Genomic DNA, 22,579 nt, shown 5'->3' with positions numbered 1-22,579 from the left:
CATGGGGGCTGCCGCCGCCGGTGACGGTTCCCCGGCTCATGGGCTGAGCAGCTCCTTGCCCACGGCATCAACCATCATATTGTACAAGGTCAAGCTGAATCCGGTTCCTGTAGAACGGTAAGGCTCCATATACATGTGTTTGTCCTGCACGGCCCGCAAGCTTTTCCACAGCGGAGTCTGAATGGTTTGGTTCATCTTGTCGACATATTCCGGCACATTGATGTCCATCAGGAAAATGTAGTCGGGATTGATCTCCGGCAGTTTCTCCAGCGCGATCTTCACCTCGTTGGTTTCATCCGGCAATCCGGCCGGATATTTCAGCCCCAACTGCTCGTAGGCGATTTTGCCAAACGGGCTTTTGTTCCCGAGTATTCTTGTATCTTTATCCGACACTTTAAAGAAGACAACCGTTTTATCTCCAACTTTCGCCGCAAGTTTCTCTTTTAACGATTTTGTTTTGTCGTTGAATTCCTGCAGCTTCTGCTTGGCCAAATCGGCTTTGCCCACAGCTTCCCCGATGCTCAAGAACACTTTAGGCCAATCGCCCTCCATATCCTTCTCGCCGTAAATGATCGTTGGCGCAATCTTGCCCAAAGCTTCGTACGATTTCACATGATATTTCTCCGTCCCGATAATCAGATCGGGTTTCAGCTGCAGCACCTTCTCCAGGTTCGGGGCAGCCGCTTGGCCGATGGACTCGCTTCCTTTCAGCTGCGAAGCGATGTACGGTTCGAAGTCTCCCGCTTCCCGAACGGCGGAACCGACAGGAACAATGCCCAGAGAAACGAGATGGTCGGTAAAATGCTGCGTTAAAGCAATAACCCGGGTCGGCGCTGCCGGAACTTCCGTTTGTCCCAAAGTGTGGGTAATCGTCCGTTTCTTCGCATCCGCCGGAGCGGCTGCCGGTGTGGGAGCTGCCGGCGCGGGGGCCGGAGTTGCTGCGCTTTTCGTTTCCGCGGCGGCGCTTTGCTCCGCAGGTTTGCTGCTACCTGCAGCTTCCTTGGCGGTGTCGCTTTTGTACCCGCCGCAAGCGCTAAGGACAAGCAGGAGGGCTAGCAAGATGGGTAAACCAAAGGATGTTCTCTTGTATGAAGACATAAAGACCCCTCTTTCTTCTATTATAATGCAAATGATAATCGTTATCATTATATGGGTGCCTATTTCCAAAGTCAATCTAAATATTTACAAAAACTTTACAAAGTTTATATAAAGCCGGCTGTCCGGCTGTTCCCTCATGATTTCGGTTTTTCCCACGAAAATGTCTCCTTTTTTTATATTTATTTGGAGCTTGAGGTAGTACACTTGCAGCAGCAAGCATACAAAATGAATTTGACAAAGGATCGGTGACTACTATGGATAAAAAAACGAGAGTATTAAACGCGATGAACAATCAGGCTGTCGACAAGGTTCCGGTTGGTTTCTGGTTCCATTTTTCCGGGGATGAGGCGAAAGGCCAGGCCTGCATCGACGCGCACGTGCAGTATTATAAGAACAGCGATATCGATTTTATTAAAATCATGTGCGACGGATATTTCGAATTCCCGATTGCCGTGGAAATTCAAGAAGCAGCCGACTGGCGCAAGCTGAAGCCGCTTGGCCCCGATCACCCGTACATCCGCGGGCAGGTGGAGCGGGCGAAAGGGATCAATGCGCAGCTGAACGGGGAATGCTGCACGTTCTATAATGTGTTCGCGCCGTTCTCCTGCATCCGTTTTGGGACTTCGGACGAGCTGGTGATGCGGCACTTAAAAGAAGATCCGGAAGCGGTCATGTATGCGCTGAATGTGATTGCCCAGGATCAGGCCATGCTGTCGGAGCTTTTGATCACCGAAGGAAAATGCACAGGTGTGTATTATTGCCTGCAGGGCGGCGAGATGGACCGCTTCAGCTATGACGAATACCGCAGCTGGATTACGCCTAGCGACAAATATGTGCTGGAGCACGCCAATGAATTCAGCGACAACAACATGGCACATTTGTGCGGATGGGCGGGGATCAAGAACAGGCTGGAATGCTGGCAGGATTACCCGGCGAAAGCTTTTAACTGGGCGATCTACGTGGAAGGTCTGGGCCTCAAGGAAGGCAGGGAGTTTTTTGGCGGTAAAACGGTAATCGGCGGATTCGACAACACCAAAAACAGCGTATTGTACAGCGGCTCCAAGGACGAAGTGGAACGTTTCACCAATGAGCTGATCGCCGCTCAAGATACGACGGGAATGATATTGGGCGCCGATTGCTCGCTTCCCGGCGACATTGACCGCCAGCGGATCGGCTGGGTTGTGAACGCCCTGAAGCAAGCTTAATGGCGGCGGACAGCATGATGGCATCATCCATACCAGTCAGAAGAGAAAGGGGCGTTTATTATGAACCTGCCAAAGAACCCTTTGCCTTATACGTTAGTAGCCCACGATCGGCACGATGAGAGGCATCAGGGAGCGGTGACCATTCCGATCTACCAGAATACGCTGTTTTCTTACGCGCGGTGCGACGAGCCCGGTCATTCCTTCAAGTACAGCCGGATGGGAAATCCGACGGTGCAGGAATTGGAGAAACGGGTAGCGGCACTTGAATACGGCGAAAAAGCCCAATGCTTCGCATCCGGCATGGCGGCGATTTCGGCAGCGATTTTATCTGTTGTGCGCGCAGGGGATCATATCGTTTGCGTCGATCAAGTGTATTTCGGGACACGGGAGTTTCTAGAATTTTTTCTGCATCGTTACGGGGTAGAAATCACCTATGTGGACGGCACCTCGATGGAGAGCATAACGGAGGCCATTCGCGAGAATACATCGCTAATTTACTTGGAAAGCCCGACCAGCTATTATTTTCAGCTGCAGGATTTATCGGCTTGCGTCAAGCTTGCGCAATCGCGGAAGATTATGACGATCATCGATAACACCTGGGCTTCGCCTTGCTTCCAAAATCCGCTGAAGCTGGGCATCGATTTGGTCGTTCATTCGCTGACCAAATATGTCGGAGGCCACAGCGATGTGCTGGGCGGCGCGGTCATCGGTTCGGCCGAGCTGATCGATAAGCTTAGCCGGATCGATCATCAGCTGCTGGGCGGCGTGATGACGCCGCATTCCGCTTCATTGCTGCTGCGGGGCATGCGCACTTTGCCGCTTCGCATGGAGCGGCTGAGCGGGTCGGCCACGACGATGGCCGAATATTTCAGCAAGGTGCCCTGCATCCGCAAAGTGAACTTTCCGGGGCTGCCCGGGCATCCGCAGCACGAATTGGCCGTCAGGCAGATGAGCGGCTACGGCAGCCTCATGTCCATTGAGGTGAATGGAACCGTGGATCAGGCCAAAGATTGGGTGGACCAGCTGCGTTACTTTCGCATCGGGCTTAGCTTTGGCGGGTACGAAAGCTTGGCGCTTGTCGTCGGACCGACGCCCGATTCCACACCGGAACATCCGGTCAGTCTGATCCGGTTAAATATCGGTTTGGAAGATCCGGCCGATCTGATTGAAGATGCGGACAGCATCCAGTCCTTCTTCCCAAGCCGGCAGAAGTTCAGCAAGTCGGGATAAACGGTGCGGATTTCCAGCTCCGGCACAACACTTGGTCGATGTGCGTCTATGGTATAATACTGCAGGGTGATGACGGTGAGAAACTTAAAAATCAAACACAAACTGCTCATATTTGTCATTTTGGGCGCATTTATGACCAGCTTTCTGGGCTGGCTGTTCGTTCAGCTGACGCAATCGCTGTACGATCAACTGATTTACCGGGAAGCGACGGGCAAGCTGCATCTGTTTTCACAACGCATCGAGGAACGGCTGCTGAACATCGATAAGTTATCGCTGTCCATCATGTCCGACGCCGATGTTCAAAAATATTTGCGCACGATCAAGACGTCGCCGGAAACGTACGAGTCCTACTCCTCCTCCAATGAATTGATCAAAAAGCTGATGTCTTATCATTTATCCGATTACGCGATCGCTTCCATCACGGTGTTGGATACGCATAACGGTTCCCATGGCGTCGGTTTGAACGTTAACGGCCTGAGCGCAAGTGATATGCTGAACATGCGGGATAAGGCGGCGAAATATCAAGGGGCCGGCATTTGGGTGGGCGGCACCGAACCGGGAGATTCGTTTTATTCGCTGCGCCAAATCCGCGAAATTGCCGAAACAAGCATGGAGCCGCTTGGTACTTTGGTTATCCGTACTTTTGCCGATAAAATCATTAAATCATCCACGGACGCCAGCGATAATTACGCTTCCACCTTGCTGATCGAAAGCGAGGGGAGCGTGATTTATCCTCCGAAAAATGCGATTCGCGTGCAGGACCTGCACATTCATGACGAGCCCAACTACAGCTTGATCACACTGCATCAAGCCAAATATTTGGCGGCGCATTTCAATTTGAATTACACGGGCTGGACGTTCATCTACCTGGTGCCATACGGGACCATTTTTAAAGATACGATGATTATGAAGGTTGTGCTGCTCGCTTTATATGCGGTGGTATTGGTGTTTATTTTAATTATCGGATTGCAGTTCTCCAGAAGCATTACCTTGCCGATCGAAAAGCTGACCAAAAAGATGGCTATCGTGGAAAAAGGGAATTTCGAGCTGGATAAGCTGGAATTTCCCGAGAATCGGGATGAAATCGGCCAATTGAGCCGTAACTTTGACAAAATGATCGATAGGCTGGATACCTTGATTAAGGAAAATTATTTAAAGCAGCTGATGCTGAAAGATGCCGAGTACCATATGCTGAAGGCCAAGCTGAATCCGCATTTTTTGTACAATACGCTGGATTCGATCAATTGGCTGGCGCGGATGAACGGACAATTGCAAATTTCCGGAATGGTTAAGGCGCTGGGCAACCTGCTGCGGAGCACCGTCAACGATAAAGAATTCATCACAATTAAAGAAGAGGTCGCCAATCTCTACAATTATATTTACATCCAGAAATTCCGTTTCGAAGAGCGGCTTATTTACCGGGTGGATATACCTAAGCATCTGCAGGATTTGTACATACCGTGTATTATTTTGCAGCCGATCGTGGAGAACTGCATCAAATACGCGGTGGAGCCCGCTGCGGAGTTTTGCGAAATTGCGATTCGCGCGGAAGAGCGTCCGGACCGGCTGGTCATTGTGGTCGAAGATACGGGCCCCGGCATGGATACCGATTATTTGAAGAAGCTTGAGATTAACGAGATTAGCGCCGAAGGAACGGGGATCGGACTGAAGAGCATCCATGAACGGCTGAAAATTTTGTTTGGAGAATCCTACGGCATTGCCATCGAAAACGGAACGGCTTCGGGCACTGTAATTAAAATCTCTGTTCCTTACATGAGCACTCCGGCATAAATGCGGATAAACACAGACAGGTGAGGTGGGCGATTTTGCGCAACAGAAGTTACAGAGTGCTTCTGGTGGATGACGAGCGGGTGATCCGCGAGGGGATTTCCAGGCTGATCGATTGGGAGCGGCTTGGTCTGACTTATACCGGCTGCGCTGCGGACGGGCTGTCGGCTTACGAGCAGTTGCCGGAGCTGCGTCCGGATATCATCATCACAGATATCAAGATGCCGAAGATGGACGGTCTGGAGCTGATTAAGCTGACGCTGCAGCTGCGCCCCGATACGAAGTTCATCGTGCTGTCGGGACACGGCGAATTCGAATTCGCCAGCAAAGCGATGCAATACGGCGTCAAGCATTATCTGCTGAAGCCATGTGACGAAACGGATATCACCGAAGTGCTGCGGCAGGTCATTGCCGGGCTGGACGGAGAGCGGAACCAAGCGGACTTGTACCAGCATATGGAAGATCAGCTTGCGGAGGCGCTGCCTAAGGTGAAAGAGCAGCTGCTGCGGGACTGTCTGCTGAACCGCAGCTTTTTCAAATACGAGATGGACCACTACAAGCACATGCTGCACATCCATGACGAGAAAATCAGGCTGATCCTCTTTCAACTGGAGGCGGCCTTTGAGTTTATTGAATTGTATGCGCTCAAGAACATTTCGGAAGAGCTGATGCAGGAACGCAACATCATGCTCAGCACGATTGTCGGGGATAAGTTTATTATTTTGGTCGAGGACATGGACGTGCAGGATATCATTCAGCTGACCAGCCGGATCAAATACGAATTCGAGAGCCGCTATAAGATCGACTTGACGTTGTCAATCAGCGATCCATGCACGTTTGAAGAGCTTCCCAAAGTGTACGAGGATGCGCAGCAGTATTTGAAATACCGGTTTTATCTCGGCGAAAGCAGCATTATTACAAGCGATGAAGTTGATTTGGAGACATCTTCGTCCAGTCTCGACACGATCAACATGAATTACAGCAGTATCGTGATGGCGATTAAAATCGGCAATGCCGAGGATTTGAAAGACGAGCTGGCGTTGTTCTTCGAACGGCTCAGGGAGCAGCGCTGCGAGATTCATGTGGCGATCAGCTTCTGCATCGAGCTGATTACGACGATCGTCAGGCAAACGATGCCGGATAAAATCAATGAAAATATCGCCAAAATCGTGCCCATTCTGCAGATGAAAACACTGGAAGACATTCATAAATACGTATTTAACGTATCGCATGTCATTACGAAGGAAAATTATGAGATTTATTCAAAGAAAAACCGCATGCTCGTTCACAGCATGGTTCAGCAAATTCACGATCATCTGGGGAATGAAGAGCTGAGTCTGCAGTGGCTGGCCAAAAATTTCTTTTTTATGAACGTCGATTATTTGGGGAAACTGTTCCGCAAGGAAACGGGCGAGAAATTTTCGCAATATGTGACGCGGGTCCGCATTGAGTGGGCGAAAGAGCTGATGATCCATTACGCCCATGCCAAGGTGTACGAAATCGCCGAGCAGACCGGCTTTGGGCATGATCCGCAGTATTTCAGCAATATTTTCAAAAAATATACGGGATTTACGCCGATGGAGTATAAAACGATGGCGAAACAAGAACTTCATTCCTGATTTTCGGGTAAAATGCATCTGTTTTTTACATTATCATCCCCAAGGGCAGCCGCTAAAATGAAGGAAGAACAGCGAATTGGCATCAAAAATTTCATATTGGGAGTGTCGTTATGCGAAAAATTCCATTGTTGATGTTAGCCTCTTTCATGACCGTTTCGGGTGCGCTTGCCGGTTGCTCGCAAGGTCCCGCCCCCTCAGCCGCCGACTCCAAAAGCCAGCAGCCTGCGGCCGCCGCCCCCCCAAGCACCGCTGCGAAAAAAAACGAACCCGTTACTTTGAGAATGACGTATTGGGCCGGTTCCCAATTGACCGTCGATAAAAACAATGCGGTCATCGAATTATTCCAGAAAGCGAATCCAAACATTAAAATCGAAGCCGAATATTATGCAGGCGACGCCTATAATGACAAAATCAACGTTCAAGCCGCCTCAAACAGCCTGCCGGACATTGTCCGCGTCGATTATTCGCAGATTCAGAACTACGTTAATAAAGGCATCCTCAGACCACTCGACGACTTTATCGCCAACAAAACGATCGACATGACCGGAGTGGCCGAGGTCAACATGAAAGGCGGCATCATCAACGGGAAAAACTACGGCATCAATATTGGCAACAATGCGCTGGTCATGTTCTACGATCCGGAGAAGCTGGAGAAAGCCGGTATCAAAGCGCCGGGACCGGACTATACGTGGGATCAATACGAGAAGGATCTGCAGACGGCGAAAGACAAGCTGAACATTTACGGCGATACGCACCTGATGCAGAGTCATTTTGAAGTATGGCTCAGACAACATGGAAAATCCTTGTACAACCAAGCCCAAGATGCTATTGGTTACGATGACGATAAGTTGTTCACGGATTTCATGAACATGCAGCTGAAATGGCAGAAGGCCGGTACGATCAGCCCGATGGGCGTGGAGCTGGAGGTCAGAGGCCTGGAAGACGGACCGTTCCCTAAAGGCCAAGCGGCATTCGGCGGATTCGGTTATTGGAGCAACCACGCCGATATCATGGAAACTCAGCTGAAAAAACCGATGGGCATGGCGATGTACCCGGGATCGGGCGACGGCAAGGGAATGTATATGAAACCTTCCTTCTTCCACAGCATCGCGGCTTCGTCCAAGCACCCGGAAGAAGCGGCCAAATTCATCGAGTTCTTTACGAATAACCTCGACGCCGCCAAATCGTTAAACGCTTACTTCGGGATGCCCTATCATCCGAAACTGATCGCAGGCATGCAAAGCACGTTCAGCGATACGCAAAAACGGGTTTCCCAGTACCTGCAGATAGTGGAGAAGCATTCCAGCACGATCGATCCTCCGGCGCCGGTAGCGGGTGCGGAAGTTTCCAAGATTTTCACCAATATTCGCGCAGAAGTGTTCTATGAAAAAATTACGCCGGACAAAGCCGCCGAGAAGTTCAGGAAAGAAGCAAACGCGGCATTAGCCAAGAAAAAATAATTGCAGCGGGGATAAGCCTGCAACCTTACAGGCTTATCCCATGACATAACCCGAGGTGATGAAACTTGAGCAGAGCCGGCAGTAAACCGTTTTGGAAATCCGACCATATGGCGGGATATGTATTTATTTTCCCGTGGCTGTTTGGGTTTCTGGCCTTTTCCATTATTCCGATCGGCGTCTCGCTGTATCTGGCTTTTACGAAATACGATATTTTAACTCCTCCCGAATGGGTCGGCCTCGACAATTTCAAGGAAATGTTCACCGAAGATACACGGTATTGGATATCCGTCAAAGCCACTCTGATCTTCGTATTTACCGCCATTCCGCTGCGTCTTGCCTTTGCGCTGGCCGTTGCGCTGCTGCTGAATATGAAATTGAAGTTCCTCGGATTTTTCAGAGCAACCTATTATTTGCCGACCTTGATCGGAGGCAGCGTGGCTGTATCGGTCATGTGGCGTCAGCTGTTCGGCGCTACGGGTGCCTTCAACTCCTTTCTGGAAGCTTTCTTCGGATTTACGGAGAAGGTGTCCTGGATCACACATCCGTCTACCGCGCTGATGTCGCTTGTCGTGTTGTCCGTATGGCAGTTCGGGTCTTCGATGCTGATCTTTCTCGCCGGACTCAAGCAAATTCCCGCCGGACTTTATGAAGCGGCCCAAGTGGACGGGGCAAATGCGTGGTATAAATTCAAAAATATTACGCTGCCCCTGCTGACGCCGGTCATCTTTTTTAACCTGGTCATGGGCATTATCAACGGGTTTAAGGTGTTTACCGAAGGCATGATCGTAACCGGCGGGGGGCCGTTCGATAAAACCTTGTTTTATGTGCTGTACTTGTACGAGAAATCGTTTCGCTACTATGAGATGGGGTATGGCTCGGCGATGGCGTGGATGCTGCTGGTGACGATTGCGTTTTTTACCGCGATTGTGTTCAAAAGCTCCAAGCACTGGGTGTATTACGAATCGAAGGGAGACTAGGGCATGAGCGGCGCTGTTAAAACATTCAAAAATTCCAAATCGGTCATCGTTCATGTTCTGGTCACGGCATTCGCCTTTGTGATGGTCTATCCGCTGCTGTGGATGCTGTCCAGCTCCTTCAAGGATACGGCGGATATTTTCGTCAACTCGCATCAGCTGATTCCGAGCAAATGGAACTTCGATAATTATGTGAACGGATTTAAAGGATTTGCCGGCATTTCGTTTGCGGTTTTCTTCAAAAACTCGTTTATTATTACGATTCTTTCGGTGATCGGGACGGTCATTTCATCCACGATGGTCGCTTACGGCTTCGCCCGCATCCGGTTCAAGTGGGCGCCGTTCTGGTTCGGCTGTATGATGCTGACGATGATGCTGCCGGGCGAGGTGCTGATGATTCCGCAGTACATATTTTTCCACAAGATGGGCTGGATTAATACGTTTCTGCCGTTGATCGTGCCGGCTTTTTTTGGCGGAGCGTTTTTTATCTTCCTGATTATTCAGTTTCTGCGCGGTATTCCGAGGGAGCTTGACGAATCGGCGTATATCGACGGCTGCGGCAAATACCAAATTTTTTTCCGCATTATGGTGCCGCTGCTTGTTCCACCGATTATTACGGTTTCGATCTTTAAGTTTTATTGGACATGGGACGATTTCTTCAGCCCGCTGCTGTACTTGAACTCGCCCAAGCTTGCCACCGTATCGCTGGCGATCAAAAACTTCTCCGATCCGACGATGAAAACGGACTGGGGTGCGATGTTTGCGATGTCGACGCTGAGTTTGCTGCCGGTTTTTGCCGTGTTTTTTATTTTCCAGAAATACATCGTGGAGGGGATTAGCACGACAGGGCTGAAGGGATAGCCGGAGATAAGGATGCCGATAGGTGCGCATCCGAGGGCGGATGTGAGGTTGCCCGAGTCAGGAAGCGGAATTATACGTTCCTATCTCAAACGTCAGTTCCAGCGATACGCCTATGAGCGCAAATCCTGGAGTCACATGGCGGTTGTCGAACTCGGGGCCTTTTAACGATGGATATGGATTTATTTTACAATTTTTAGGGGGTTATTCAACATGACGATATATCAAGCAAGCGAGCAGCGTTACGATTCTATGGTGTATAACCGCTGCGGCCGCTCTGGACTTAAGCTGCCAGCCGTTTCGCTGGGCATGTGGCACAATTTCGGGGATGTGGACACGCTGTCCAACGCAAAAGCGATGATTCACCGTTCCTTCGATTTGGGGATCACGCATTTCGACCTGGCTAACAACTATGGACCTAGTGCCGGGTCAGCAGAAGAAACATTTGGTAAAATTTTGAAGTCAGACTTGGCTGCTTACCGCGATGAGCTGATCGTATCCACCAAAGCCGGATATTACATGTGGCCGGGACCTTACGGTGAGTGGGGATCGAAGAAATATTTGATTTCCAGTCTCGATCAAAGCTTGAAACGAATGGGTCTGGACTATGTCGATATTTTCTATTCGCACCGGCCGGACCCGAACACGCCGATGGAAGAGACAATGGGCACATTGGACCAAATCGTACGGCAAGGCAAAGCGCTGTATGTGGGAATATCCAATTATACGGCGGAGCAGACCAAGCAGGCGATCGAGATTTTGAAATCGCTGGGCACGCCGCTGCTTATCCACCAAGCGACGTATTCGATGTTCAACCGCTGGGTCGAGGACGGTCTGCTGGACGAGCTGGAAGCAGGCGGAGCGGGCTGCATCGCTTTTAGTCCGCTGGCCCAAGGGATGCTGACGAACCGATACTTGAACGGAATCCCAGTGGATTCCCGCGCGGCCAGCTCGAACAGCCCTTTCTTGAAGGAAAACGACATCACCGAGGAAAAGCTGCTCAAAATCCGCCTGCTGAACGAGCTTGCCGAAAGCCGCGGGCAAACGTTGGCTCAGCTGGCGCTGGCCTGGGTGCTGCGCAAGGAGCGGGTTGCTTCGGTGCTGATCGGCGCCAGCAAGGTCAGCCAGATCGAAGACAATGTGGGCGTGCTGAACCGGCTGAAGCTGGAGCCGGAGGAACTGGAGCAGATTGAAGCGATATTGCGCTGACATAATATAAATATACAAAAGGTCACCCATTTGGGTGACCTATAATCATTAATTCTTAATTCTTAATAATACCAATCGAATCTTAAACACATATCATTATATGAATGGTCATGGTCAGATTGTTTCAAGCGCACAAACATTCGATCTATATAAAATTGAATTGTGTCTGATTGAGTCTCTAAAGTAATGAAATTACATCCACTATCAGTTGAGATTGATTTAACAATAGCGATAGCTTCAAATAGCAACTGTTCTCCATAACCACGGCCTTGGTAATCTTTGTTAACTCCTAAGAAGTGGAGTCTTATGGCTGGAAATATACTCTTTTCACTTCTTATGTCATCCCAATTTTGTTGTTCTCTCTTGCTTTTCACAATAGTTACCGACTCATTAAACAAAGAAAAATACCCGACTAAATTTTGATTTTCATCAAAAGCCAGATGGGTAATTACTTTTCTTAGTTCATGAAGTTTTAAGGCTTCTATTTTAAGAAAATTATTAACCACTTCTTTACCGCAATCAAAATCTTTTATTAAAGTTAAATATTCTCGACTAATTTTACCAAAATGTAGTGGTGTAACATCCAAAAATTCATTCATACAGCCTATTTCTTTTTGTTACGGTTTTGTTCAAACTTTTTAAATCTATCTCTAATCTTTTGCTGTTCAGGAGTAAAAGAAGTCTTTTTTTTCGTTGCAAATTCAACGAAATCATTATAATCTTTTTCTGACATCTCGATTTGGATATGTTCTATCGGCATAGCTGGAGCAGCCATTTCTTTCTCCTCCTTATCTTTTCCCATGGGACACCTCCATAGGAAAAGAATAGAGGAAATCATGGGGAATGTAAGTCATATTATGAAAATTATTTTGTTCAAAGTTGTCTAGTGTTGTCTAGTGTTGTCTAGTGTTGTCTATATTAAATATACCACTTTTACTTGGTAAAAGTAAACAATTACCAACCTTACAAAGGACATCCGATTTGAATGTCCTAGTCCAAATTCTTCAACCACCAGAGACAGTTGTCTCATTACAGACACTTAATTATTCATGAAGGGCCGGCGGGTGAAATCCTGGCGGTTTTTCTTGTTACTAACCGAACCCACCGCCTCTTTTCGCATTGTTTCCATTGTTATTGCAATTGTCCAACATGTCATAATCATTCGGAATCGAAAGCGATAACCTCTCTTTATGTAAAAAAGAGCGCCGCTCGTCAGTTACATAAAGACGGTTATGATTCCATGCCCTATGTTACCCTTGACGTTTTGCTTCCCCGTTCAATGAATAAACGGTTACTTTATCATCGCCATAATTTGAAACCGCAAGATATTGGTTGTCGGATGACAACGCTAGACCGTGCGGGAAGCTGATCTTCGCTTGCGGATTGGAAAGAGCGAAGAATTGGGGGTTGATCTGATTGGCTTTTCTATCGAATGGATAAAAAACGATGGAATCGTTCGCCTGGGATGTCATAGCAATATACGAAGATGCGGCATCACAAGAGAAAGCAACGTCATCGGTAAAAGCCATTTCGGGGTTGCCGATGAGCTCGCACAGCGGCTCCGTGCCAACGATTCCATTTTGTTGATCAAATGAATAAATGGCTATCCCGCCGTTACTGGTCGGCGATTCCTTGCCCGGAGTGCTGCTGAAACAAACGACCATAAGCGATCCGTCCTGAGAGAAGTTTATCGATTTGGGTTTTAAAGGGAAATATCCGTTCTGAACCGTTTGCTCGAGCTCCGGCTTGACAGCGCCATGCGCTTGGGGGATAAGTTTGTGAAGATAGATGAGCCCTTGATCGCTCGTAACAGTACTTACCATATACTGGGAATTATTTGAAAAAGCAACTCCGTGAAAACGATAATCCGAAGCTTTAATGACGCCAAACGGAACCGGATGAACTAAGCTTGAGCGAGGATCCATCTGGTACAGGTTGACGGATGAAGATCCCGCCTTATTATTTGTAACGGCCATGTATAATCCATTAGGCGAAAACGCAAACTTGTCCGGTTCATGTAATTGCATACCGTTCTGATTGTTCAGAGATTGGATTGGCGAAGCGGTATGTTTTAATCGATCAAACGCATAGATATGCAGCGATTCAGCTGCGTAATTTAAAACGGCCAGATAGCGGTCCTTGTTGATCCATGCGACATCCGTACAAGTGCTGTATCGAATTTTGCCTTTGGTTAATTCGGTATTGCGAAAAGTTATTTTACTGTGGCTTAGAATGGAATCCGGAGTGTAGATCTCCGCGACGGGGCTGTGGTCCATAGACAGCAGTTTGGAAAACAAATGGTTCACCTCGCATTGGTTTTGATTTTGGCGATAAGCTATTTTTGAAACTTCAGGACCAGCTTTACTAATAGATTATGGTTATGTCGTAAGCTTGATATAGAGCATTCATCCAATTGCAATTAAAATGGGTTTGCGAACGTATGTTTGTTGTATTGTTCGTGCGATGAATCGCTCTGCTGCAAATCTAATTGCGGGCAACCGCCCTCTCCATCCTCCCGTGCATCACACAATTTCCCACAATGTTGCGATAAGATGTCCACAATCTTTCGGTACAGTAAGGTTGTAGGGGATGACACCCCTGGAACTACATAAACCGGAAGGAGTTTTTCAATCATGAAAAAACAATGGAAACGCCGTTTAACTCAAACCAGTCTGCTTACCGCTATGTTGACAATGGCCATCGGAGGTGCGGGCAGCGCTTTTGCCGCGGATACGGCTGCGGATCAGGCAACAACCACACCTGCTGCAGTTGTAACGACAAGTCAGCCGGCCGTCAAATTGACGGCAGCTGCTGCGGCACCGGCGATGCTGATTCAACCTGCGCTGCAGCGCAATTACTGGAAGCTGCTTTCCGCGACCTACGCCCCGGAGACGTCGGCAGCGTGGAAACAAGCGCTGGATGAGCGCAAGCAAGTAGAAGCGGACATGCCTAAGCCGCAGATCACCAGCGCTGTCATGATTACCAAGAGAGCCGAGATCGGCAGCAAAGCCCAAATGATAACCGTAACGGGCAGCGAAGATGCAGACGGAGCTGAAGCGAAGGACAACGTCCCATTTAGCCAAATCGTCCGTTTTGAGCAGACGCTGCCTCCGAAAGAGGGAGAAACGCCTAATGGTCAAGGGGCTTCAACGGAAACCGTTCCCGCACTCAAGGTACGCATTATAAAAGATGGCGCCGAACTGAAAGATATTGCCCAAGCACTTCCTGTTGAGGGGATAAAAGCGGATGATATAATGAAAGTGGAGCTGCCGGAATCGTTTAAGCGCCAGCAGCAGCTGGCCGAGGCCGTAGACGCCGACGATGCGGCAACGATCAAGAGCTTGCTGCCGCTGCTGTTGACGGACTATAAGCAAGAGACGGAGCAGCTTCGCGATGTAAGCCAAAAAATGAAAGCCGCTCAAGCGGCGGCACAGCAAACCGAAGCCGCCAAGCAATAAGATTCCGAAAAAAGATCATATATCAGGTGGGAACGGTTCGCTAGCCGCGAACCGTGTCCGCCTTTTCCATATCGCAGGATCGCGGGATGTAACGGGAGGACCTTCATGTATCGCATTTTTTTAGTGGAAGATGAGGAACATTTAAACGGCGTATTGGCCGCATATTTGGAAAAAGAGGGGTGGCACGTGCGTGCGTTCCGCGACGGTTCGTCGGCGCAAGCCGCGATTGCGGAGCGACCGGACTTGTGGGTCCTCGACATCATGCTTCCCGGAGTGGACGGGTTTCAGCTGATGAGAGAAATCAAAGCGGCGGATCCGCTGCAGCCGGTTATTTTCATCTCGGCGCGCGATGCCGATATCGATCGTATTGTCGGGCTTGAGATGGGGAGCGACGATTATTTGGCCAAGCCGTTTCTGCCGCGCGAGCTTGTCATCCGTTCCCGCAAGCTGCTGGAGCGGGTATACGGCAGCGCAGCCGCCGCGGCCGTTCAAGATCGCCGCAGCAAACTGACTGCGGGAACCTATGTGATTGACGAGCAGGCGCGTATCGTCGAAGACGGCGACGGGAATAAGCTCGATCTGACGAGCAAAGAATTTGAGCTGCTTGTTTTTTTCGTTTCCCATAGCGGACAAATTCTTGAGCGGGAGCAGGTGCTTGCGGCTGTGTGGGGGATTGATTATTACGGCTCGGACCGCGTTGTCGACGACCTGGTGCGCAGGCTGCGGCGCAAGCTGCCGGAGCTGCGCTTGGAAACCGTGTACGGATTTGGATATAGGATGGTGAAGGCATGAGAACTCGAGTCGGACAATGGCCGCTTGCGGTCAAGTTGTGGGGGGCATTTGCAGCGTTGACGCTGCTCATTTTTACGCTGCTGGCCGTACTTCTGCCGTGGACGTTAAAAGGTTTTTTTACCGAGCAGATTTACGATATTTTGCTGGATACGCAAAGGGGGCTGCGGGTGGATCAGACCGCACCGGCTATGCCGGCGCTTCGTGTCTCTATTCCCGCTGCTGCAGTAACGGTGGTCGGTCCGCCCGATCTGGCATCCACAACGTCATCGAATACAGGCGCAACTGCAGCCTCCACCATCACGGAAATGAGCTCATTTACTCCTACGATACCAACTACGATTTCCATGAAACAACTCATTACGATGCCGGCGGATCAAAAAGAAGATCAGGCGATAGCCGTTGCCGGGAAACCGGCTGCGCTTGCTCTAGCTACCCGGATCAGCGCGCCGGAAGGACCGGCGATTCAGCATTTTATGATTAGCGGCAGCACGGATGCGCAAACGACAACCGCGATGTCGACTTTGACAGCGGCCACTTCGATCGAGCGGCCTTTTGTCCAAGCGATGGAACAAGATGCTTTGGCCCAAGTGGTGCCGCTCAAAAAATATACGCTCAGCATCGATGACAGAAGTATTTTTTATGTCATTCGCAAGGAGCTTATTCAGAACGAGCCGAGTTACATTGTGTCTTACGCATGGGGCAATTACCGCAATGATTTGGTGATGACGATGTTTTACCGGCTGATGCTGCTGATGGTCGGGCTGATCGTGCTCAGCTGGCTTCCTTGCTTGGGATTGGCGCGTTATTTTACGCGGCCGCTTGTGCAGATGGAACGGCATGTGGGCAAGCTGGCGGAGCGGGAGTGGCATGAGCCTTTCGAAACGAAACGCAAAGACGAAATCGGCCGTTTGGCCAAAGCGATCGAATCGATGCGGCAGCGGCTGGTCAGGCAGGACCGGGCGCAGCAATTTTTTCTGCAGCATACGTCGCATGAGCTGAAGACGCCGGTCATGGTCATCCGCAGTTATGCGCAGTCCATCTATGACGGGATTTTCCCGAAAGGCACTTTGCATGAAAGCGTCAGTGTCATCATGAAAGAAGGCGAACGGCTGGAAAAACGGATCCGCGACTTGCTGCTGCTCAATAAGCTGAATTACTTGACCGCCCGCGAAAAGCCGTTTCAACCGTTTCATTTAAATGAAATTATCGAGGACACAGTGGACAGATTGCGTTACCGGCGGCCCGAGATCGGTTGGGAAATGACGCTGGACCCGGATATCCGGCTGCGCGGCGACGCCGAGCAATGGAAGGTGATGATGGAAAATATTTTGGACAATCAGCTGCGGTATGCCGCCGGACATATTCAGATCGCCGCGCAGACGGGCACGGCTGAAGGCCTTTTGCCGGTGATACGCATCAGCAACGACGGCCCGCATCTCGATGAAGCGATCGCCGAAAGCTTGTTCGAGCCGTTCCGATCCGGCGGAGACGGCCAGTTTGGCCTAGGCCTGGCTATTGTGAAGCAAATAGCCGAGCATCACGGGATGCAGGTGCGGGCCGCCAACGAGCCGGAAGGCGTGGCGTTTTATATAGAACCGAAGCAGGCTGCAGGATCTTCTGATACAGAATAGGGGACATGGCCCGTTCGTTCGGAAATACTTCTGCCGCTAGCAGTTCGGTCAATCGCAAAAAAGGTGTCCCACAATCATGTTCATGACTGATGGGGCACCTTCTTGTCGTATACCTGTATATGCTAAATCCGCAGGATTAAATATATGTTTTTATGATTTCGGCTACTTCGTCGACGGTTTCGTCCAACTCATAGTTTTCCACATGAGCATCGCATTCTTTTAAATAGCTCAATTCTTCTTCGTAACGATCTAAATTTTTGTAAACAACTTCCGTTGTATCTCCGCGTTCCAACAAACGGCTCATCACCTTGTTTCGATCCGCATAAATCATGATCCGGACGACCTTGTCGCCGAAAGCTTGTTTGACCAGCTCAGAGCCTTGGCGGTTCAGGATAAGGTATACGAACTGCTGCTGCTGAAACATCACGTCGATTTCCCGGGACTTGATGCCATAATGCACGCCTTCAATTTCAAGGGATTCGACAAATTCACCGTTTTGTTCTGCCTCAGTAAACTGCTCCAGGGTTATAAAATGGTAATCTACCCCGTCTTTCTCGTAGGATCGAGGGGGACGGGTGGTATAGGAAATCACTCTGTGCAGACCGCAAAGCGCCCCAACCTTCTGGGCGACCGTTTTTCTTCCGGAACCGTCCGGGCCGGTAAATACGAAGATTCGCTTATTGTCATTTGTTCCACCCATTATCATACCCTCCCAAAAATTGGTTGACGAGCATGACTCTATTATATCGGAATTTTATATATTAAGATAGGGTGAATTGTCGCGGAATTCTCGCAGCTCTTGCTTGATTTCTTTTGGGAGCTCGCTCTTCTCGGACAGAGAGGGTGTAATGAAAAGTTCGAACCTCGGCGGGATTTCATGCTAAAATATATACCAGCACCCATCAAACGCTGCTCACGAGAAAGGACCCGTCCGGCGTATGAAGTCGTTAGGAATCTCGCGTACCTCGCTGTCCATAAGAAAAAATACATATATGAAGCTGCTGGTTTCGTTTATCATATTGAACATCCTGAATGTTTATTTGGTGTTCGGGCTGTTTTATTATAAATCGCAGCATATTTTGGAGCGGGAAATTCAAGATTTATCCCACAACATGCTGTTTCAGACGCAAAATATTTCCAACTACTTGTACACTTCCACAGTGAAAATCGGCTACGACCTCTATTATAACGATATCATTTTTGCGGCGATGTTCTCGCACGACGAAACCGACACATTCACGCAAAGCAACATCGGCACGCGGCTCAACATGACGCTGCAGCTCAATCCGATCGTGCAGTCGATTTATTTGTACAATATGCAGCAAAATGTCGTCATTTCCACCAAATACGCGAATATGAGAGTTCGCGACTTTACGGATACCGAGATGACGGAAATATTAAGCGGGTACCGGTACACTTCCCCGAAAATTCAATACATATTGCGCAAAGGGCCCCCGGGGAACGATTCGGACGGGCCGCTGCTGTCGCTGATTATTACCGAACCATCCTCCAGTTCCAAAGAGATTCAAGGAGCAATGGTAATTAATATCAACAGCCATAAATTCCAGGCGCTGATCGATCAGATGGTGAACGACCCGTTAAACCAGATGTTTATCGTTCAGAACGACGGGGAATTCGTGACCAAACCTTCCACCAGCTTGTTTACCGATAAAGACGGCAAATTCGCCTACTTTGACCGGATTGAGCAAAACGCGGAATTGAGCGGTTCTTTCATCGAAAGCGTCAACGGCAACAAATACGTCGTGTCTTTCCAGAAAACGACCATGGAGAGCACCGGATTCCATTATGTGAGCATCTACCCGTACACCGAGATGTTCAAAAGCTTGATCAACATTAAAAACATTACGTTAATCAGCACTTCCGTGCTGCTTGTCGCCAGTCTGATCATATCCGTTATTTTATCGCGGGTCATCTATTCTCCGATTCGGTCGCTCATCCAACTGGTCAAACGCCAGACCAACGGGCTGACGGGCCTTGAGATGGAAGGGGATATTGAAATCGTCAAGCGGGCCTTCTCCAAGGTGGTGGTCGAGAACGAATCGCTGGAAAACTTCTCGCACCGGACGCAGGTATTGCTTAAGGAGCAATTTTTGAAAAGCCTGCTGCTTGGTTATCATGACAGCCGAAGCCGGTTTGACGAGCAGATCAAGGAACATCATATTCAGCTGGAAACGGACAAGCAAGCTGCGGTCATCGTGTTTCGGATCGATCATTACAGCCGCTTCGAGGAGCTTTTCGACAGCGAAAGCCGATATTTAATCCGGTATGCGATGTGCAATATTGCGGAAGAAACGATCGAGAAGACTTACCGCTGCCTGCCGGTTAATATCGCCGCGGATCATGTGGCGGTTATTGTGAATCAATGGGAGGACGATCTGCAGCATTTAAGAGAGGTATTAACCGAGGTACAGTCCAATTTCGTGCAATATTTGAATGTTAGCGTAACGATTGGCATCGGCGAATCGGTGGAGACACTGTATGAAGCCGAATATTCGTATGAAGGGGCGCTGGCGGCTACGCATCACCGCATATACCGCGGAGCCGGCTCCATTCTGGATTACGTCAGCTTGCGGCAGCCGGAGAAACCGGAATATCCCCACGATAAGGAAAAAGCGATCATCAATGAGCTGAATTTGGGGAAACTGGATAAGGTGAAACCCGCTATCGAAAGTTTGCTTTACGGGCTGGAGGGCTACCCGTACCGGGATATGATTGCAACGGCCAGCGAAGTGGCGATCAATGTGCTCAAAAGCTTATCGCCCGCGGCCAAAGGCAATCCGCTGCCGGATCTGTCTTACCAGGAATTGTACGGCCAATTGATCAAGCTCGAATCTGTGGAAGAAATCGCCGTCTGGATCGATGGAGTGGTGCAGAATGCGGCAAATGTGCAGGACAACGGTAAAAAAACCAAATCAAGCGAAATGGTCGCCGGTGCCTTGGCGTTTATCGACGAGAACTATACACGGGTGGAATTTTCGGCCGCCGACGTGGCGGATCATTTAAAATATTCGGTCAGTTATATGAATGTGTTGTTTAAAGAACAGACGTCGGTATCCGTTCACGACTATATCAACCGCAAGCGGCTGCAAAAAGCCAAAGAACTGATCGAGCAATCGGATATGCTCATCCAGTCGATTGCACATGCCGCCGGCTTCAATTCCAGCAACTATTTTTATTATGTGTTTAAGAAGGAATACGGGCTGACGCCCAACGCCTACCGAAGACAAAATAATGCCAAATGAACCAGGCCTCGCAGCTTGGTTTTTTTTTAATCATGCGGCAGCTTAAGTTACTACAAAAACCGCGGATTTACGGATTTCTGAGGAATAATCATATTTTGAAGTATATTTTTCGCCACGAAAAAGCTACGATAACACCCGAGAACCCATCCCACAAATGTCTTCAGGAGGGAACTTTGTGAACAGAAAGAAATTGGCTTCATGGTTGCCTTTATTCACAGCGCTGCTGCTCCTGCTCTCAGCCTGCAGCAGTCCCTTATCCTTGCCCGGCAGTGACGGCAATCAGGCGGCACTGAATGAAGCCGCGGCGGGCGGGAAGCGAAACGGCGATGTCACGCTTAAGCTTGTTTTACCCGGCGAGACGCCGCCTCGTTACAATGAAGTGATGAAGGCGCTGAATGAGAAGCTCTCCGCATCCATTCATGCGGCGCTGGATATCGAGTACATCCCTTGGAGCAGCTACAATAACCAGCTGCTTGTCAAAATGGCTGCCGGCGAAGACTACGATTTCTTCTATAACGGATATTGGCAGAACTATTCGCAGATTTTGAACCGGATGGGGGCGCGGGATGTCACCGATTTGATTGAACGGTACGCTCCCGACTTATATAAGGGGCTTACCCCCGAATATATCCATACCAACAAATACAACGGGAAGTTGTATGGGATTCCAATTCCGGGGCCGATTGAGTACCCGCAAGGTTTTAACTTCCGGGCCGATATCGCCGAGAAATACGGCTACAATGCAAGCAACCTCGGTTCGCTGCAGCAGGTGGAGGCATTTTTGAAAAAAGCGTTGGCGTCCGAGCGGGCGAGCGGCAGGGTGGGCATCAGGTACAACGGCGAATATACCGGCGATTATAAAGCGATGGCTTTTCTCGGTACGCAGCGTGAATATGTGCCCAGCTACGATTTTAATTCACCAGGTTTTCTGCTGAACAACGAGCCGGTTGTGATTAACCAATTCGAGACGCAGCAGTACAAAGATTTTCTCAAGTTAAAAAGACGCTGGTGGGACGAGGGGCTGATCGACAAAGATTCGCTGTTCAGCAAAGCGTCGCTGCAGTCGGAGCTGATCTCCGACACGAAAAGCCTCGGTTACATCAGCAATGCCCCGGAAGGGTACATGGGCGAGAACAGCGCCGGACGGGCCAAGCTTGATCCCGGCGCGAGACTGGACTATGTATCCATTGAAGGCGAAGGCTTCAAGATGGTCAGCTCGTTTAAAGCCGGCAATTTTATCGTGATTACGCCATCTTCCCGCAACGCCGAGCGGGTGCTGATGTTTTTGAATGTGCTGTATAAAGATAAGGAAATAAGAGACCTGTACCTATACGGAATTCAGGGAAAGGATTTTGTTCCCGTAGGCGATAAGCAGTTCAAATATCCGGAAGGCGCCGATCCGTCCAAAGTGTTTCAAAATTTATGGTGGATGGTGACGCCTTGGTCCAATGCCCGCATTCCGGCATCGGCCACGGCCACGGACAAGAAATTCATCCAGATGAGCACCGACCCGAACAATTTTACGAAATCGGTCATTGCCGGTTTTGATTTTAATCCCGATCCGGTAAAAACGGAAATATCCAAGGTGAATACGATCGTGGTGGAATACCGCAAAACGCTGGAAAGCGGTTCGGGAACCGATGCGCAGCAGGATGCTAAATACAACGAGTTTATCGATAAGCTGAAAAAAGCCGGCGTAGACAAGATCATCGCCGAAAAGCAGAAGCAAATCGACGCATTTTTGAAAAAATAAGAAAAGCTTCTGATCGAAGCCCTTTCGGTGAGGTACATTCGTGTCCTAGCGGGAGCTTTTCTTGCGAGCAGAAAGTTTAATAAGCGCTTTAGCGCTTTAATATAGTTAAACTTTCCTTGCTCTAAAAAAAAGTTGATTTCAACAAGGGGGTGATGTTTGGCTATAGATTTAGCACTCTTTAATACAGTCTGCTGCTAAAGCTCATGAAAATTAGGGGCATAAGCCTTGGATCGAGCCGAAT

Annotated in this window: 18 protein-coding genes; 13 read left to right on the top strand and 5 right to left on the bottom strand. The window is 49.3% G+C overall.

Features of this window, described 5'->3' with window-relative positions:
* Positions 1 to 36 precede the first annotated feature (36 nt).
* Positions 37 to 1,098 carry an ABC transporter substrate-binding protein gene (locus tag EYB31_RS05330; RefSeq protein ID WP_165452226.1) on the bottom strand — a complete coding sequence of 354 codons (1,062 nt, stop codon included), beginning with the start codon at positions 1,096 to 1,098 and terminating at the stop codon, positions 37 to 39.
* A 254-nt stretch (positions 1,099 to 1,352) separates the two neighbouring features.
* Between EYB31_RS05330 and EYB31_RS05325 the strand changes: the two genes are divergently transcribed.
* The 8 genes from EYB31_RS05325 to mgrA all read left to right on the top strand — a co-directional run bounded on the left by EYB31_RS05325 (position 1,353) and on the right by mgrA (position 11,441).
* Positions 1,353 to 2,303, top strand: a complete 951-nt coding sequence (locus EYB31_RS05325; protein ID WP_131012251.1) for a uroporphyrinogen decarboxylase family protein — start codon at positions 1,353 to 1,355, stop codon at positions 2,301 to 2,303.
* Between the two features lie 60 nt (positions 2,304 to 2,363).
* On the top strand, positions 2,364 to 3,533 hold the full coding sequence (locus EYB31_RS05320; RefSeq protein WP_131012250.1) for a trans-sulfuration enzyme family protein: 1,170 nt from the start codon (positions 2,364 to 2,366) through the stop codon (positions 3,531 to 3,533).
* Between the two features lie 75 nt (positions 3,534 to 3,608).
* Entirely contained in the window at positions 3,609 to 5,324 is a 1,716-nt protein-coding gene (locus EYB31_RS05315; RefSeq protein WP_165452225.1) for a sensor histidine kinase, read from the top strand.
* A 35-nt stretch (positions 5,325 to 5,359) separates the two neighbouring features.
* Positions 5,360 to 6,940: a response regulator transcription factor gene (locus tag EYB31_RS41235; RefSeq protein ID WP_131012248.1), complete on the top strand. Its 1,581-nt coding sequence runs from the start codon at positions 5,360 to 5,362 to the stop codon at positions 6,938 to 6,940.
* Positions 6,941 to 7,050: 110 nt separating this feature from the next.
* Positions 7,051 to 8,400, top strand: coding sequence for an ABC transporter substrate-binding protein (locus tag EYB31_RS05305; protein WP_131012247.1), 1,350 nt, complete (start codon positions 7,051 to 7,053; stop codon positions 8,398 to 8,400).
* Between the two features lie 107 nt (positions 8,401 to 8,507).
* Entirely contained in the window at positions 8,508 to 9,377 is an 870-nt protein-coding gene (locus EYB31_RS05300; RefSeq protein WP_131012489.1) for a carbohydrate ABC transporter permease, read from the top strand.
* 3 nt (positions 9,378 to 9,380) lie between these two features.
* Positions 9,381 to 10,235: a carbohydrate ABC transporter permease gene (locus EYB31_RS05295; protein ID WP_131012246.1), complete on the top strand. Its 855-nt coding sequence runs from the start codon at positions 9,381 to 9,383 to the stop codon at positions 10,233 to 10,235.
* A gap of 210 nt (positions 10,236 to 10,445) precedes the next feature.
* A complete protein-coding gene (mgrA, locus tag EYB31_RS05290; RefSeq protein ID WP_131012245.1) occupies positions 10,446 to 11,441 on the top strand; it encodes an L-glyceraldehyde 3-phosphate reductase in 996 nt (331 codons plus the stop codon).
* A gap of 62 nt (positions 11,442 to 11,503) precedes the next feature.
* On the opposite strand, the gene EYB31_RS05285 is transcribed toward mgrA, so the two are convergent.
* The 3 genes from EYB31_RS05285 to EYB31_RS05275 all read right to left on the bottom strand — a co-directional run bounded on the left by EYB31_RS05285 (position 11,504) and on the right by EYB31_RS05275 (position 13,738).
* The gene (locus EYB31_RS05285; protein WP_131012244.1) at positions 11,504 to 12,040 is read right to left on the bottom strand and encodes a GNAT family N-acetyltransferase; all 537 of its coding nucleotides are present in this window, start codon (positions 12,038 to 12,040) and stop codon (positions 11,504 to 11,506) included.
* Between the two features lie 5 nt (positions 12,041 to 12,045).
* The gene (locus EYB31_RS05280) at positions 12,046 to 12,243 is read right to left on the bottom strand and encodes a hypothetical protein (protein WP_131012243.1); all 198 of its coding nucleotides are present in this window, start codon (positions 12,241 to 12,243) and stop codon (positions 12,046 to 12,048) included.
* 448 nt (positions 12,244 to 12,691) lie between these two features.
* Complete coding sequence (locus EYB31_RS05275) at positions 12,692 to 13,738, bottom strand: beta-propeller fold lactonase family protein (RefSeq protein ID WP_131012242.1); 1,047 nt, start codon at positions 13,736 to 13,738, stop codon at positions 12,692 to 12,694.
* Positions 13,739 to 14,074: 336 nt separating this feature from the next.
* Here EYB31_RS05275 and EYB31_RS05270 point away from each other — a divergent pair, with 336 nt between their 5' ends.
* From EYB31_RS05270 to EYB31_RS05260, 3 genes are all read left to right on the top strand, one after another.
* The gene (locus EYB31_RS05270; RefSeq protein WP_131012241.1) at positions 14,075 to 14,899 is read left to right on the top strand and encodes a hypothetical protein; all 825 of its coding nucleotides are present in this window, start codon (positions 14,075 to 14,077) and stop codon (positions 14,897 to 14,899) included.
* A 105-nt stretch (positions 14,900 to 15,004) separates the two neighbouring features.
* Positions 15,005 to 15,691, top strand: a complete 687-nt coding sequence (locus EYB31_RS05265) for a response regulator transcription factor (RefSeq protein ID WP_131012240.1) — start codon at positions 15,005 to 15,007, stop codon at positions 15,689 to 15,691.
* On the top strand, positions 15,688 to 17,322 hold the full coding sequence (locus tag EYB31_RS05260) for a HAMP domain-containing sensor histidine kinase (protein ID WP_131012239.1): 1,635 nt from the start codon (positions 15,688 to 15,690) through the stop codon (positions 17,320 to 17,322). The genes EYB31_RS05265 and EYB31_RS05260 overlap by 4 nt, the downstream gene beginning before the upstream one ends.
* A 136-nt stretch (positions 17,323 to 17,458) precedes the next feature.
* Here the strand turns inward: EYB31_RS05260 and EYB31_RS05255 are convergent, their stop codons facing one another.
* A complete protein-coding gene (locus EYB31_RS05255; RefSeq protein WP_131012238.1) occupies positions 17,459 to 18,022 on the bottom strand; it encodes a guanylate kinase in 564 nt (187 codons plus the stop codon).
* A gap of 238 nt (positions 18,023 to 18,260) precedes the next feature.
* Between EYB31_RS05255 and EYB31_RS05250 the strand changes: the two genes are divergently transcribed.
* Both EYB31_RS05250 and EYB31_RS05245 read left to right on the top strand, forming a co-directional pair.
* On the top strand, positions 18,261 to 20,585 hold the full coding sequence (locus EYB31_RS05250; RefSeq protein ID WP_131012237.1) for a helix-turn-helix domain-containing protein: 2,325 nt from the start codon (positions 18,261 to 18,263) through the stop codon (positions 20,583 to 20,585).
* Between the two features lie 175 nt (positions 20,586 to 20,760).
* Entirely contained in the window at positions 20,761 to 22,338 is a 1,578-nt protein-coding gene (locus EYB31_RS05245; protein WP_165452224.1) for a DUF3502 domain-containing protein, read from the top strand.
* Positions 22,339 to 22,579: the final 241 nt, after the last annotated feature.

The organism is Paenibacillus thalictri, assembly GCF_004307995.1.
GTDB lineage: Bacteria > Bacillota > Bacilli > Paenibacillales > NBRC-103111 > Paenibacillus_AF > Paenibacillus_AF thalictri.
Note: the sequence above shows the minus strand (reverse complement) of the source record. Positions and strands in the feature narration are given on the sequence as shown.

What these genes read in the sequence shown, in the direction of transcription:
- EYB31_RS05300 (WP_131012489.1), top strand. Translation starts at nt 8,508, where the DNA reads ATGGCGGGATATGTATTTATTTTCCCGTGGCTGTTTGGGTTTCTGGCC.
- EYB31_RS05330 (WP_165452226.1), bottom strand. Translation starts at nt 1,098, where the DNA reads ATGTCTTCATACAAGAGAACATCCTTTGGTTTACCCATCTTGCTAGCC.
- EYB31_RS05250 (WP_131012237.1), top strand. Translation starts at nt 18,261, where the DNA reads ATGAAGTCGTTAGGAATCTCGCGTACCTCGCTGTCCATAAGAAAAAAT.
- EYB31_RS05265 (WP_131012240.1), top strand. Translation starts at nt 15,005, where the DNA reads ATGTATCGCATTTTTTTAGTGGAAGATGAGGAACATTTAAACGGCGTA.
- EYB31_RS05260 (WP_131012239.1), top strand. Translation starts at nt 15,688, where the DNA reads ATGAGAACTCGAGTCGGACAATGGCCGCTTGCGGTCAAGTTGTGGGGG.
- EYB31_RS05270 (WP_131012241.1), top strand. Translation starts at nt 14,075, where the DNA reads ATGAAAAAACAATGGAAACGCCGTTTAACTCAAACCAGTCTGCTTACC.
- EYB31_RS05325 (WP_131012251.1), top strand. Translation starts at nt 1,353, where the DNA reads ATGGATAAAAAAACGAGAGTATTAAACGCGATGAACAATCAGGCTGTC.
- EYB31_RS05320 (WP_131012250.1), top strand. Translation starts at nt 2,364, where the DNA reads ATGAACCTGCCAAAGAACCCTTTGCCTTATACGTTAGTAGCCCACGAT.
- EYB31_RS05280 (WP_131012243.1), bottom strand. Translation starts at nt 12,243, where the DNA reads ATGGGAAAAGATAAGGAGGAGAAAGAAATGGCTGCTCCAGCTATGCCG.
- EYB31_RS05305 (WP_131012247.1), top strand. Translation starts at nt 7,051, where the DNA reads ATGCGAAAAATTCCATTGTTGATGTTAGCCTCTTTCATGACCGTTTCG.
- EYB31_RS05285 (WP_131012244.1), bottom strand. Translation starts at nt 12,040, where the DNA reads ATGAATGAATTTTTGGATGTTACACCACTACATTTTGGTAAAATTAGT.
- mgrA (WP_131012245.1), top strand. Translation starts at nt 10,446, where the DNA reads ATGACGATATATCAAGCAAGCGAGCAGCGTTACGATTCTATGGTGTAT.
- EYB31_RS05295 (WP_131012246.1), top strand. Translation starts at nt 9,381, where the DNA reads ATGAGCGGCGCTGTTAAAACATTCAAAAATTCCAAATCGGTCATCGTT.
- EYB31_RS05255 (WP_131012238.1), bottom strand. Translation starts at nt 18,022, where the DNA reads ATGGGTGGAACAAATGACAATAAGCGAATCTTCGTATTTACCGGCCCG.